Below are 12,894 nucleotides of genomic sequence, written 5' to 3' on the forward strand. Positions count from 1 at the left end.
TCAGTGTGTCTCCTCCCATGCCCGGTAGGCCTCGTTGACCAGTTTCACCGTCTCGTCCACGTCATCGGTGAGGTGCACCAGCGCGAGGTCCTTGTCCCCGATTTTGCCGCTGTCGTGCACGCTCCCCTTCAACCAGTCGTACAGCCCGCCCCAGTACTCGGTGCCGAACAGGATCACCGGGAACTTGGTCACCTTCTTGGTCTGTACCAGGGTGAGCGCCTCGAACAGCTCGTCCAGGGTGCCGAAGCCACCGGGCAGGCAGACGAAGGCCTGCGAGTACTTGACGAACATGGTCTTGCGGGCGAAGAAGTACCGGAAGTTGATGCCCAGGTCCACCCACGGGTTGAGGCCCTGCTCGAACGGCAGCTCGATGCCCAGCCCGACGGAGAACCCGCCGGCCTCCGAGCACCCCCTGTTGACGGCCTCCATGGTGCCCGGACCGCCGCCGGTGACCACCGCGAACCCGGCGTCGGCCAGCGCGGCGCCCAGCTCGCGGCCCTGCTGGTACTCCGGGTGGTCGCGCTTGGTGCGGGCGGAGCCGAACACGGTGACCGCGCGGGGCAGCTCGGCGAGCATGCCGAAGCCCTCCACGAACTCCGCCTGGATGCGCAGCACCCGCCACGGGTCGGTGTGCACCCAGTCCGACGGGCCGCGCGAGTCGAGCAGCCGCTGGTCGGTGGTGGTGGGTTCCTGGCGACGCTCGCGGCGCAGGACCACCGGGCCGCGCAGCTTCTCGGAGGGGTGCTCGTCGTCAGGGGAGCCTGGTTCTGTTGCCGGTGACATCTCCTCGACACTACTCAGCCCGGCGGCTCAGGTAGCGCCGCAGCAGGCTCGTGCACCGGGTGATTCGCTCGATGTGCACGTGTTCGTCACGAGTGTGTGCCAGGTTCGGGTCGCCGGGGCCGAAGTTGATCGCCGGGATGCCCAGCGCGGCGAACCGTGACACGTCGGTCCAGCCGTACTTGGCCACCGGCTGTGCGCCGGTCGCGGCCAGGAACTCAGCCGCGGCCGGGGCGTCCAGGCCGGGCAGCGCGCCGGGTGCCGAGTCGGTGACCTGGACCTCCAGCCCGTCGAACACCTCGCGGACGTGCTCGACGGCGGCCCCGACCGTCCGGTCCGGGGCGAACCGGAAGTTCACCGTGACGGCGCACTCGTCGGGCACCACGTTGCCGGCCACTCCCCCGGCGATGCGCACCGCCTGCAGCCCTTCGCGGAAGACGCACCCGTCGATGTCCACCTCGCGCGGCCGGTACGCGTTCAACCTGTCCAGCACCTCGCCCGCGGCGTGGATGGCGTTGCTACCCAGCCAGGACCGGGCGGAATGGGCGCGGCGGCCGGCGGTGGTCACGACCGCGCGCAGCGTGCCCTGGCAGCCGGCCTCCACCGCGCCGCCGGTCGGCTCGGCCAGCACCGCGAGGTCCGCGCGCAGCCAGTCCGGCCGCTCGCGCTCGATCCGCCCGAGCCCGTTGCGCGCCGCCTCGACCTCCTCGCAGTCGTAGAACACGCAGGTCAGCTCGTACGCCGGGTCGTCGACGGTGGCCGCGAGATGGGCGATCATCGCGTCGCCCGACTTCATGTCCGAGGTGCCGCAGCCGTAGAGCAACCCGCCGTCCCGCCTGCTCGGGAGGTTGTCCGCCACCGGCACGGTGTCCAGGTGCCCGGCGAGCAGCACCCGGGTGTCACGGCGGCCGGTGGTACGGGCCAGCACCACGTTGCCGTCCCTGATCGTCTCCAGGTGCGGCGCCTGTACCTGGAGCGCATCGTGCAGCGCGCCGGCCAGCGCGTCCTCGTCGCCGGACACGGACGGGACGTCCACCATCGCGGCGGTCAGCTCGACGGGGTCGGCGCTCAGGTCCAGCTTGATCACGCCGTGCACGCTACGCGCCGCTCCCGACCTAGCGGGCTCGCGGCCGCTCCAGGGCGTCCAGGCGGCGGCTCAGGAAGCGGCGTTCGGCGTCGTTGGTGGCGAGGGCGAGCGCGCGCGAATAGGCGTCGGCGGCGTCCTCGGCGTGGCCCAGGCGGCGGAGCAGGTCGCCTCGGGCGGAGTGGTAGAGCCGGTAGCCGGCCAGCTCGCCGGCCTCGGCCAGGCCGTCCAGCAGCTCCAGGCCGGCGGCCGGGCCGTGTGCCATGGCCACCGCGACGGCGTGGTTGAGCTCGGCCACCGGGGACGGGGCGCGGCGGCACAGCTCGGCGTAGAGGGCGACGATCTGCGGCCAGTCGGTGTCCTCGGCGCGGGCGGCCTGGGCGTGCACGGCGGCGATCGCGGCCTGCAGCTGGTACGCGCCCGGCCGGCCCTGGCGCAGGGCGGTCTCCACCAGCGCAAGGCCCTCGGCGATCTCGGCGGCGTCCCACCGGGCGCGGTCCTGGTCCTCCAGCAGCACCAGGTCGCCGGCGGCGTCGGTGCGGGTGTCGCGGCGGGCGTCCTGCAGCAGCATCAGCGCGACCAGGCCGAGCACCTCCGGCTGGCCGGGCAGCAGGATCGCGAGCAGCTTGCCGAGCCGGATCGCCTCGGCGCACAGCGCGGGCCGCAGCAGGCCCGCTCCCGAGGTCGCCAGGTAGCCCTCGGTGAAGATCAGGTAGAGCACGGCGAGGACGGCGGCGAGCCGTTCCTCCAGGGCGGCCGGGTCGGACTCGGGCACCGCGAACCGGATGCCGGCGCGGCGGATCTTGCGTTTGGCCCGTACCAGCCGCTGCGCCATGGTGGCCTCGGCGACCAGGAACGCCCTGGCGATCTGCGCGGCGGTCAGCCCGCCGACGGCCTGCAGGGTCAGCGCCACCCTGGCCTCCAGCGCCAGCGCCGGGTGGCAGCAGGTGAACAGCAGCGCCAGCCGGTCGTCGCCGACCTTCTCCAGGGCGTCCGGGACACCGGGCTCCGGCTCCGGGCGCGACGGCTCGCGGGCCAGCCGCTCGTACTTGGCCTGGCCGACCTTGGCCCGGCGGATCCGGTCCACCGCGAGCCGGCGCGCCACGGTGACCACCCAGGCCAGCGGGTCGCGCGGCACCCCGTCGCCGGGCCAGGTCCGCAGCGCCGACGCGATCGCCTCGGACAGCGCGTCCTCGGCCAGCTCGAAGTCGCCGAGCCCCCGGATCAGCGCGGCCAGCGCCCTGGCGCGGTCGGCCCTGAAGAACCGCTCGACCGCGTCGCGCACCTCGGCCGGCGGGTCGGTCACCTGGCCCGAACCGCGTACGGCAGGTCCAGGATCGGGCGGACCTCCACCGAGCCCTCGGCGGCCATCGGGCACCGGCTGGCCAGCTCCATCGCCTCGTCGTCGTCCTCGCAGTCCAGCAGGAAGTAGCCGCCGAGCTGCTCGACCGTCTCCGCGAACGGCCCGTCGGTGACCAGCGCCTCGCCCTCGCGGACCCTGACCGTCCGCGCCTTCTCCGGCGCGCGCAGCGGCTCCCCGGCGATCAGCACGCCGCGCTTGGCCAGCAGCTCGAAGTAGTCCCGCACGGCCTCCCGCTTCGCCTCGCTGATCGGCTCCGACTCCGGCCCTTCACAGCCGTAGATCAGCAACATGTATCGCATCGCCAGCTCCGCCCGCTCGTGTCCGATCCCAGTGTGGCCGATCCACCGAACCGGGTGTCGATTCGCCCACCCGCCGTTCGTCCTCGGTGCATCGATCCCACGTTCTCAAGGAGCCCCGACATGAACACCACCGAGCTGCTCGACGGCTACCGCCGCGCCCAGGACGGCTTCGACGAGGTCGTGTCCCAGGTACCCGCCGACGGGTGGGACGGCCCTTCCGCCTGCGCCAAGTGGACCAACCGGGACGTCATCGGGCACGTCGTCTGGGGCCAGGAGCTGGTCCGTCACCTGGCCACCGGCGTCCCGTACGAGTCCCGCACCGGCGCCCCGGGCGCCCCGAACCCCGGCGTGCTGGTGCCCGGCGACCCGGTGCCGGCCTGGCGCGCGGCCAGGGCGTCCAGCGTGCCGACCCTGACCGAGGAGTCGCTGCGGCGGCCGATGCCCGGGGGCGTGTTCACCGACGCCCCGCTCTCGGGCTTCATCCGCGCACTGATCGCGGACTTCATGGCGCACGCCTGGGACATCGGCTCGGCGGCCGGCCTGGACGTCAAGCTGGACGCGTCGCTGCTGCCGGACTCGTGGGCCTGGGCGCGGGAGACGATCACGTTCCGCGACCCCGACTTCATCGGCCCCGAGGTGGCCCCGGCGGCGGGCGCGGACGAGCAGACCCGCTACCTGGCCTACCTCGGCCGCCCCTCGGCGGTGGCCGGGTAGCTCGTCGGCCCCTGCGCGACCCCGGTGAGCAGGCCGATGAGGCCGCAGGGCGTGTTGTCGCCGAAGCAGAGCTCGAAGTCGCGGGCGGCCTCGGCGGCGGCGTCGCCCCGGTCGAACAGGGCCTGCTCGTACTCGGTGAGCGCGGGCTCGATGTCGTCGGGGCGCGCGGCGAGGGCCTTGCCGAGCTCGGCGCCGTCGTACATGGCCAGGTTGGCGCCCTCGCCGTTCGGGACCGTGAGGTGGGCGGCGTCGCCGAGCAGGGTCACCCCCGGCGTCCGATCCCACCGGTGCCCGATCGGCAGGGTGTGGACGGGCCTGAGCACCGGCACGGTGTCGCTGTCGGTGATCAGCGCGGTGAGTTTTGGCGCCCACCCGTCGAACTCCCGCGCGATCCGGGCGGCGTCGATGGCGGTGAACCAGTCCTTCGGCTCGGACAGAACCACGTAGACGTGGAGGTCCCCGCCGCGCTCCCGGTGAGCGAGGATCCCCTTGCCCGGTACCAGCGCGAACAGCGCCCCGCCGCCGACCGCGTGCGCGCTCGCCGGGTGCCGGGTGTCGGCGTCGAACAGGTAGATCTCGACGAACGACGTGCCGACGTACTCGGGCACCGCATCGGACAGCAGCGGGCGGACCCGCGACCAGGCGCCGTCCGCGCCGACCAGCAGGCTCGTGACGACCGTGGCTCCGTCGGCGAAGGTCACCTCGTGGCGGCCCTCGCCGACGGGGTGGACGCCGATGGCCTTGTGCCCCCACCGGACGGTGCCGGCCGGGAGCGAGTCGAGCAGGAGCCGTCGCAGCTCGCCGCGCTGCACCTCGGGGCGTCCGCCCGCGCCGTCGTCGGGTTGGTCGAGCAGGACCGTCCCGTCCGGGGCCAGGACCCGCGCCGCCTCACGGCCCTCCAGGACGAGGCCGCGGAACTCGTCGACCAGGCCCGCCGCCTCCAGGGCCGTTCGGCCGTTGTGGTCGTGGATGTCGAGCAGCCCGCCCTGCGCGCGCGCCTCCGGGGATGGCTCCGCCTCGTAGACCTCGGCGGGGATCCCGTGCACGTGCAGGACGCTGGCGAGCGTGAGGCCGCCGAGCCCGGCGCCGATGATCGTCACGGGAGCGTGCATCGTAAGCCCTCTTCGTCTCTGGAATGACGTTCCAGTCATAGCTTGGAACGGCGCTCCAGACATGTCAAGATGACGACATGGCATCGCGGACACGCCGTACGGAGGCGCTGTCCCGGGAACGCATCGTCGAGGCCGCCGTGGAGCTGCTGGACGCGGCCGGCGAGGGCGGGCTGACGTTCCGGGCACTGACCGAGCGCCTCACCACCGGGCCAGGAGCGATCTACTGGCACGTGGCGAACAAGGACGAGCTGCTCACGGCCGCCACCGACGCCGTGGTCGCCGCCGCCCTGGCCGTCGAGCCCGCCGGGTCTCCGGGCTCGCCTCGCCAGGAGATCCACGTCGTCGCGCTCGGGCTGTTCGACGCGATCGACGAGCACCCGTGGCTCGCCACCCAGCTCGCCATGCAGCTTTCCCGCCGCCCCTCGGGGCCGGTCACGCCGCGGATCTTCGAGAGCATCGGCCGGCGGGTCCGCGCGCTCGGCGTGCCCGAGGACGGCTGGTTCACCGCGACCTCGGCGTTGATGCACTACATCCTCGGCGCCGCCGGCCAGAACGCCGCGAACGCCCACTCCCCCGATCCCGGCATGGGCCGCGACGAGTTCCTCGACGCCGTGTCGACGGCATGGGAAGCGCTCGACGCCGACGACTACCCGTTCACCCGGGCCGTCGCCGGCCAGCTGCGCGAGCACGACGACCGCGAGCAGTTCCTCGCCGGGATCGATCTCGTCCTCGCCGGCATCAGAGCGACCCTCGACTAACGTGTCGAGCGTGCATCTGACCGAAGGCGCGCACGGCGCCGGCATCGCCACCGTGACCGGCGACGGCACCGTGCTGGACACCTGGTACCCCGCCCCCGCGTTGGGCGACACCGACGACACGGCCACCGCCGAGGAGCTGACCGGGCTGCTCGGACGGGACGAGACGCGCGGCGTCGACGTCGTCCCGGTGCGGACCCGGATCGGCTCGCTGGCCGACCCGCCGGCCGACGCGCACGACGTCTACCTGCGGCTGCACCTGCTCAGCCACCGGCTGGTCCGCCCGCACACGGTCAACCTGGACGGGATCTTCGGGCTGCTGGCCAACGTGGTGTGGACCAACCACGGCCCGTGCCCGGTGCCCGGCTTCGAGCTGACCAGGGCGAAGCTGCGCGCCCGTGGCCCGGTGACGGTGTACGGGGTGGACAAGTTCCCCCGGATGGTCGACTACGTCGTCCCGTCCGGGGTGCGCATCGGCGACGCGGACCGGGTGCGGCTGGGCGCGCACCTCGCGTCCGGGACGACCGTCATGCACGAGGGGTTCGTCAACTTCAACGGCGGCACCCTGGGCAGCTCGATGGTGGAGGGCCGGATCTCGGCGGGCGTGGTGGTCGGCGACGGCTCGGACGTCGGCGGCGGGGCGTCGATCATGGGCACGCTGTCCGGCGGCGGCAAGGAGGTGGTCTCGGTCGGCGAGCGCTGCCTGATCGGCGCGAACGCCGGCATCGGGATCTCGCTGGGCGACGACTGCGTGGTCGAGGCCGGCCTCTACGTCACGGCCGGCACCAAAGTGACGCTTCCGGACGGTGCGGTTGTGTCCGCGCGCGAGCTGTCCGGGCGGTCGGGGTTGTTGTTGCTGCGCAACTCGGTGAACGGCCGGGTGGAGGCCCGTCCGCGCGCCGGGCAGGCCGTCGAGCTCAACGCCGCGCTGCACGCTCACAATTGATCTTGCTCGCACGTATCCTGGCGTTATGACAGTGACCGCCGGAGCGCCCACCCGGCGCCGCAAAGCCACCCGGGTCGCCCGACGGCTGGACAGCCCCGTCGCCGTGCTCCGGCTGCCCGACCCGCTGACAGCCAGCCCGTCCGACCCGCCGGTGCACCACGTCCGGGTCGCGCTGGACACCCGGCTGCGCGCGCTGCTGCGCCACGATCCCGGCGCGCGGACCGGCGCGGACGTCGAAGATGTGCACCAGATGCGGGTGTCGGTGCGCCGGATGCGCGCGGCACTGAAGGCGGCCCGGCCGCTGCTGGACGCGAGCTGGGCGGACGGGCTGCGCGCCGAGCTGGGCTGGCTGGGCCGCTCGCTCGGGCCGGTGCGCGACCTGGACGTGCTGCTGCCCCGGCTGCGCCACCTGGCCGACGACCTGCCGGCCGAGGAGCGGACCGCCGCCAACCAGCTGATCGGCACCCTGGACAAGGACTACCTGGCCGCCCGCCGGGACATGCTCACCGCGATGTCCGCGCCGCGCTACGTGACGCTGCTGGAACGGCTGGCCGACGCGGTCCGGCTACCGCTGCCCACCCCGTCGGCCACCGAACACCGCCCCGAGCTGGTCGAGCTGGTCCGCAAGGAGTACCGGACGCTGCGCAAGGCCGTCCGCCGCGCGGGCGAGAACCCGCCGGACGAGGTGCTGCACGCGCTGCGGATCAAGGGCAAGCGGCTGCGCTACACCGGCGAGCTGGCCGAGCCGTCCCTGGGCAAGCCGGTGCGCCGGCTGCTCGGAGCCACCACCGGCCTGCAGGAGGTGCTCGGCGACCACCAGGACGCCTGCGTGGCCCAGCAGCGGATCCGCGAGCTGGTGGAGCGGCTCGGCGAGCAGGCCAGCCAGGACGAGGTGTTCGTGGCCGGCCGTTTGGTGGAGCGCGAGTACGCCCGCGCGGAGCACCAGCGGACGCTGTGGCGCGCGGCTTGGCAGAAGGTGAGCAAGCGCGCCGACGCGCTCTGACCACCCCCTGACCATGATCATCAGGCCGCCATGGTTGTTATAGCATCCGCAAAACAACCGTAGCGGCCTGATGATCTATTCGGGGGATCAGGAGTCGAGCGCGCGGTAACGGTCGATCACACGGTTCAACACCGCGCGAGCCTCGTCGCCGTACGCCGCGAGCGCCTCGACCTCGTCGGTCAGCTCGACGTACGCGCTCACGTCCCGAGGCTCGGTGAGGATGGCAGTCGCGGTGTGCGTGCCGACGATGACCGCCCGCTGGTCGAACAGTTGCCAACTGTGCGGCGGGAACACCCGCGCCGGCCGACCGAACGGCACGATGCCGACACGGGCATTGCTCCGGTAGGTCGCTGCGATGATCCGTTCGACCTGTTCGATCATCAGCTCGCGTGGCCCGGCCGCCCAGCCAAGGGCGCCCTCAACCATCAAGATCACGAATCGACGTGGATCCAGCTCGTCATCAAGTATCCGCTGCTGAGCGAGCCGCCCAGCGATACCGGCATCGACGGCCTCCGGCGTTTCGTCGTCCGAAGCGAAGAGCGCTCGCATGTAGCCCGGTGACTGTAAGAGCCCAGGCACCACGTTTGGCGAGAACGTACGCACAAGGGCGGACTGCTCCAGCATTCGACCAAATCGCTGCTGGAGCGGACCAAGATCGCGCTTGAACACGACCCGACGGTTCTCCGCTTTGACGTCCCGCGCCATCGCCACGATGCGGTCACGTTCCTCTGGCGTAGCCCGGTAGACAGCGGCCAGTAGTCGGGCGTCCTCTTCCGAGGGCACGGTGCGGCCGCGCTCGATCCGCGAGATCTTCGACGCGTAGATTCCGGCGGCCTCTGCCGCCTCCTTACCGGACAGACCAGCAGCCTGGCGGAGCTCGCGCAGAGTGCGGGACAGCGCGTCCCGGCCACCGGTCGTCCGATCAGGCATTTCGCCATTAAACCTACAGTCGATCGCGGTGGAACTCGGGATGCGCGGCCCACCACTCGTCGAACGGGGTCGCCAGGCGCCAGGCCAGCTCGGCCAGCGCTACATATCCCCTGGTACTGGACGCGCCGGCGCCCACACCGCCGAGGAAGTGCCCCTCCTTGTCATAGCGCATGTGGAGGATCTCATTGTGCTCGAACACGTAGAAGTCGCCCGGGTCGAAGAACAGCTCGGCCTCCGGGTGCGTCTGGGTGTCCACGACCCGGACGTCCTGGCCGGCGCGGACGTTGTACGCGTAGCCCCACTCAAACTGATAACGCAGGTAGTCGGTGAGTGGAAGCTTCACCACATGCACGTTCCGCCACACGCGGCCGACGGCGGCGTCATCGCGCAGTTCCTGGTACCAGCCTTCCAAGAAGGGCGTCATCGGCTTGGGCTCGCCGTTGAGGTAGCACTCGTACTTCCCCTCGTCGCTGGCCACGTTGTAGCGATCAAGGGTCTGGACTCGAAGTAGGTCACCAGGGGTTCGACGCCGTTGCTCGAAGTAGTCGTCAAGGTCGGTCGGGCGGACGTGCAGATCAGTCACCTCAGGCAACATCTGAGCGCTGTCCGGCCAGTGGATACGCGCCTCGTCCGGAGACAGGCTCGGGTCATCCCTGCGGTATCCGACCAGGTCAAACCCACCTTCCACGCGCTCGATCGTCGGGCATGACTTGAAATCACCACACTCGGCACTGCGTACGATCACCCTCGCCATCGCGGCCCTCCCGGTGTGCACTGTGTGAACGTCCAGTCTCCCCGCGTGCACGACGTCATGTCAATCCACCAATGGAATCTTCTCGAAGTTCTATTTTGACTATGCAATACTACGCGAGTGCTGCGCTCACCATGGCTGGCTTGGATGACGTGTCGGAGGGACGGGATGACGCATGCGGTCTCGAACACGGACCTGGGTGGAGCGCTGCGCACGCACGTCAAGGTCTACCGGTCGCTGTGCGGGCATCGGGTCTTTCCGTGCCCGGCCACCACGCCGATCGGGCCGTTCTGCCCCCTCTGCGGTGCGCTCAGCCGGGCTTGATCACGAGCGGGGCTGGCGCGGGCCGTCGCCGATCAGGTACGTGGCGGCGGCCTGGCAGGCGCCGGCGAGCACGAGCACGGACAACGGCACGACGTAGGCCCCGGTCAGGTCCAGCAGCAGGCCCATGAGCAGCGGGCCGATGCCGGCGGTGAGGTAGCCGACGCCCAGGGCCAGGCCACTCACCGCACCGGTGCGCGCTGCGTCCGGGCTGCGCCAGGCGATCACCGAGAGGCCGAGCGCGAAACCGCCGCCCACGCCGACCGCGCCCAGGGCCACCCACAGCCACGGGCCGATCACCGGCGGCAACGGGACGATCAGCACGCCCAGGGTTCCGACGATCCCGCAGCCCAGGGTCAACGACGTCCAGAAGACCCAGCGTCGGCGTCGCTCGGCCAGCGCCGGCACCAGCAGCGCTACCGGGATCTGCGCAACGCTCCACAATGCCTGCAGCAGCGCCGCGCGCTGGCTGGGCCAGCCCAGGTGCTGGTAGTACGGGGACAGCCAGGTCAACCAGCCGTAGAACTGCAGCGACGTCATCGCCATGAACCAGGTGGCCAGCCGCGCGAATCCGTCCCGCCAGGGCAGCGCGGTGTCGGCGCGGCGACCACCCGGTGAGCGGCCGAACCGCCGGCCCACCGGCCACCACGCCCCGGCGGCCAGCAGCGCGGGCACCGCCCACACCGCCAGCGAGAACGACCAGCCGCCCAGGCCGACGGCGAGCGGCACGGCCAGCGCGCTGGTCACCGTGGCGCCGGCCATCATGGACACCACCCAGGCGCCGGTGACGGCACCGGCGCGCTCCGCGAGGTGGCGCTTGACTACGCCGGTGACCAGCACCCCGGCCCCGCCGATGCCCAGCCCGACCAGCACGCTGCCGGCCAGCAGCGCGGGCAGCGCCGCTACCCCGCGCAGCACGCTCCCGGCCGCCAGCACCACGATCGACCAGGTCAGCAACCGCTCCCAACCGACCCTGCCAGCCAGCCGAGGCGTCAGGAACGAGCCGACGCCCATCATGACCACCGCGCAGGCCTGCACCAAGCCGGCCGCACCCGCCGAGATCCCCAGCGCGTCGCGGACCATCTCCAGCAGCGGCGGATAGCCCACCAGCGCGGCCCGCAGGTTCGCGGCGAGCAGCAGCAGGCCGGCCAGCACCAGCCCGGGGCGTACCGCCGCGCGGCCGGCGACGCCGGGTCGCACCCGGGTCACGGTTCGCGGAGCCTGCGCGCGGCCTCGTCGATCCGCTCGTCGGTGGCCGTGACGGCCAGCCGCACGTACTCGGCGCCGGACGGGCCGTAGAACTCGCCGGGGGCGGCCAGGATGCCCCGGGCCGCGAGGCGGTCGATGGTCGCCCGGCAGTGCTCGCCGGCGGTGGCCCACAGGTAGAGCCCGGCCTCGGAGTGCTCGATCTTCAGCCCGGCGGCGGCCAGCGCTCGCCCCAACCGTTCCCGCCGCGCCCGGTAGAGCGCCCACTGGGTACGGACGTGCTCGTCGTCACGAACTCCGGCGAGCATGGCCGACTGCACCGGCCGGGGCACGATCATGCCGGCGTGCTTGCGGACCTCCAGCAGCGCGGCGACCAGCCGGGGGTCGCCGGTCACGAACCCGGCCCGGTAGCCGGCCAGGTTCGACGACTTGGACAGCGAGTGCACCGCGAGCAGGCCGTCGAAGGAACCGTCGCGCACCGACTCGTGCAGCACGGACACCGCCCGGTGCGGCGGGTCGGACAGCGCCAGGTAGCACTCGTCGGAGGCCACCACCGCGCCGGCCGCGCGGGCGGCGGCCACGGCGGCGCGCAGCTCGGCGGCGCCCTGCACCCGGCCGGTCGGGTTGGACGGGGAGTTCAGCCAGACCAGCCGGGTGCCCGGCGGTGGCGGCTCACCGTCGGCCAGCCGGACCACGGAAGCGCCGGCCAGCAGCGCGCCCACCTCGTAGGTCGGGTACGCCAGCGCGGGCAGCGCGACCACGTCGCCGGGGCCGAGCCCGAGCAGCGTGGGCAGCCAGGCCACCAGCTCCTTGGAGCCGATGGTGGGCAGCACCGCGTCCGGGTCCAGCCCGGTCACGCCGTAGCGGCGCGCCATGGCGTCGACGAACGCGGTGCGCAGCTCCTCGGTGCCCCAGGTGGCCGGGTAGCCGGGCGCCTGGCCGGGTTCGCTCGCCAGCGCGGCCCTGATCACCTCGGGCACCGGGTCGACCGGCGCGCCGATGGACAGGTCGACGATGCCGCCCGGGTGGGCGGCGGCGCGGGCCTTGGCCTCGGCCAGGGAGTCCCAGGGGAAGTCCGGCAGTCGCGCGGCGATGTCCGGTCGGCTCACCTGTCGGTCACTCGTCGTGCTCCTGCGGCGGCAGGTCGGTGACCGGCTTCACATCCCGGTCGACCAGGCCGACCTTGGAGGCGCCACCCGGCGAACCCAGCTCGTCGAAGAAGTCCACGTTCGCCTTGGTGTACTCCGACCACTGGTCCGGGACGTCGTCCTCGTAGTAGATGGCTTCCACCGGGCACACCGGCTCGCAGGCGCCGCAGTCGACGCACTCGTCCGGGTGGATGTACAGCATCCGGGCGCCCTCGTAGATGCAGTCGACCGGACACTCCTCGATGCACGCCTTGTCCTTGAGGTCGACGCATGGCTCGGCGATCACATAGGTCACGGCGGTTTCTCCTGCGGTGGATGCTACGGCGGTTCGGCGTTACTAACCGTCAGTATGTCTGCTCGCCCGGCGGAGTGTGCACTGAGGTGGCCATGAGAGAGGGCGGAATCACCCCGGGGGTAGGGCAGGATCGTGTAGTGGGCACTGGGGCGGAGGGGGCGGTGGCGGAAAACAACACAGTCAATGG

14 protein-coding genes are annotated in these 12,894 nt (G+C 72.2%); 4 read left to right on the forward strand and 10 right to left on the reverse strand.

All coding sequences use genetic code 11. The annotated features are described in order from the left end of the window. The 4 genes from N912_RS0119030 to N912_RS0119045 are packed head-to-tail and all read right to left on the reverse strand — an operon-like array spanning window position 1 to window position 3,526. A complete protein-coding gene (locus N912_RS0119030) occupies window positions 1-783 on the reverse strand; it encodes an LOG family protein (protein WP_028923660.1) in 783 nt (260 codons plus the stop codon). Window positions 784-793: 10 nt separating this feature from the next. After that, complete coding sequence (dapE, locus tag N912_RS0119035; RefSeq protein WP_037065617.1) at window positions 794-1,867, reverse strand: succinyl-diaminopimelate desuccinylase; 1,074 nt, start codon at window positions 1,865-1,867, stop codon at window positions 794-796. Window positions 1,868-1,895: 28 nt separating this feature from the next. Beyond that, window positions 1,896-3,170: an RNA polymerase sigma factor gene (locus tag N912_RS0119040; protein ID WP_028923662.1), complete on the reverse strand. Its 1,275-nt coding sequence runs from the start codon at window positions 3,168-3,170 to the stop codon at window positions 1,896-1,898. Beyond that, entirely contained in the window at window positions 3,167-3,526 is a 360-nt protein-coding gene (locus N912_RS0119045) for a YciI family protein (protein WP_028923663.1), read from the reverse strand. Before N912_RS0119045 ends, N912_RS0119040 begins: the two co-directional genes overlap by 4 nt. Window positions 3,527-3,646: 120 nt before the next feature. Between N912_RS0119045 and N912_RS0119050 the strand changes: the two genes are divergently transcribed. Beyond that, complete coding sequence (locus N912_RS0119050; RefSeq protein ID WP_028923664.1) at window positions 3,647-4,240, forward strand: maleylpyruvate isomerase family mycothiol-dependent enzyme; 594 nt, start codon at window positions 3,647-3,649, stop codon at window positions 4,238-4,240. On the opposite strand, the gene N912_RS53010 is transcribed toward N912_RS0119050, so the two are convergent. After that, a complete protein-coding gene (locus N912_RS53010) occupies window positions 4,207-5,352 on the reverse strand; it encodes an FAD-dependent oxidoreductase (protein WP_037065360.1) in 1,146 nt (381 codons plus the stop codon). The two genes, N912_RS0119050 and N912_RS53010, sit on opposite strands and share 34 nt — an antisense overlap. A 77-nt stretch (window positions 5,353-5,429) precedes the next feature. Here N912_RS53010 and N912_RS0119060 point away from each other — a divergent pair, with 77 nt between their 5' ends. The 3 genes from N912_RS0119060 to N912_RS0119070 are packed head-to-tail and all read left to right on the forward strand — an operon-like array spanning window position 5,430 to window position 8,056. Beyond that, window positions 5,430-6,110: a TetR/AcrR family transcriptional regulator gene (locus N912_RS0119060; protein ID WP_028923665.1), complete on the forward strand. Its 681-nt coding sequence runs from the start codon at window positions 5,430-5,432 to the stop codon at window positions 6,108-6,110. 10 nt (window positions 6,111-6,120) lie between these two features. Continuing rightward, window positions 6,121-7,053 carry a 2,3,4,5-tetrahydropyridine-2,6-dicarboxylate N-succinyltransferase gene (gene dapD, locus N912_RS0119065; RefSeq protein WP_425415301.1) on the forward strand — a complete coding sequence of 311 codons (933 nt, stop codon included), beginning with the start codon at window positions 6,121-6,123 and terminating at the stop codon, window positions 7,051-7,053. A gap of 25 nt (window positions 7,054-7,078) precedes the next feature. Then, on the forward strand, window positions 7,079-8,056 hold the full coding sequence (locus N912_RS0119070; RefSeq protein WP_084211002.1) for a CHAD domain-containing protein: 978 nt from the start codon (window positions 7,079-7,081) through the stop codon (window positions 8,054-8,056). 87 nt (window positions 8,057-8,143) lie between these two features. Here the strand turns inward: N912_RS0119070 and N912_RS0119075 are convergent, their stop codons facing one another. The 5 genes from N912_RS0119075 to fdxA form a co-directional block, all read right to left on the reverse strand. Next, window positions 8,144-8,986 (reverse strand): helix-turn-helix domain-containing protein, encoded by an 843-nt coding sequence (locus N912_RS0119075; RefSeq protein ID WP_028923668.1) that lies wholly within the window; start codon window positions 8,984-8,986, stop codon window positions 8,144-8,146. Window positions 8,987-8,999: 13 nt separating this feature from the next. Beyond that, window positions 9,000-9,740, reverse strand: coding sequence for a DUF6879 family protein (locus tag N912_RS60480; RefSeq protein WP_156993754.1), 741 nt, complete (start codon window positions 9,738-9,740; stop codon window positions 9,000-9,002). 321 nt (window positions 9,741-10,061) lie between these two features. Beyond that, complete coding sequence (locus N912_RS53020; protein ID WP_245645332.1) at window positions 10,062-11,267, reverse strand: MFS transporter; 1,206 nt, start codon at window positions 11,265-11,267, stop codon at window positions 10,062-10,064. Next, window positions 11,264-12,373, reverse strand: a complete 1,110-nt coding sequence (gene dapC / locus N912_RS0119090; RefSeq protein ID WP_028923669.1) for a succinyldiaminopimelate transaminase — start codon at window positions 12,371-12,373, stop codon at window positions 11,264-11,266. The genes N912_RS53020 and dapC overlap by 4 nt, the downstream gene beginning before the upstream one ends. Window positions 12,374-12,380: 7 nt before the next feature. Continuing rightward, window positions 12,381-12,707: a ferredoxin gene (gene fdxA, locus N912_RS0119095; protein WP_028923670.1), complete on the reverse strand. Its 327-nt coding sequence runs from the start codon at window positions 12,705-12,707 to the stop codon at window positions 12,381-12,383. Window positions 12,708-12,894 lie beyond the last annotated feature (187 nt).

It is taken from the genome of Actinospineispora acaciae DSM 45401 (genome assembly GCF_000620785.1).
GTDB classification, from domain to species: domain Bacteria; phylum Actinomycetota; class Actinomycetes; order Mycobacteriales; family Pseudonocardiaceae; genus Pseudonocardia; species Pseudonocardia acaciae.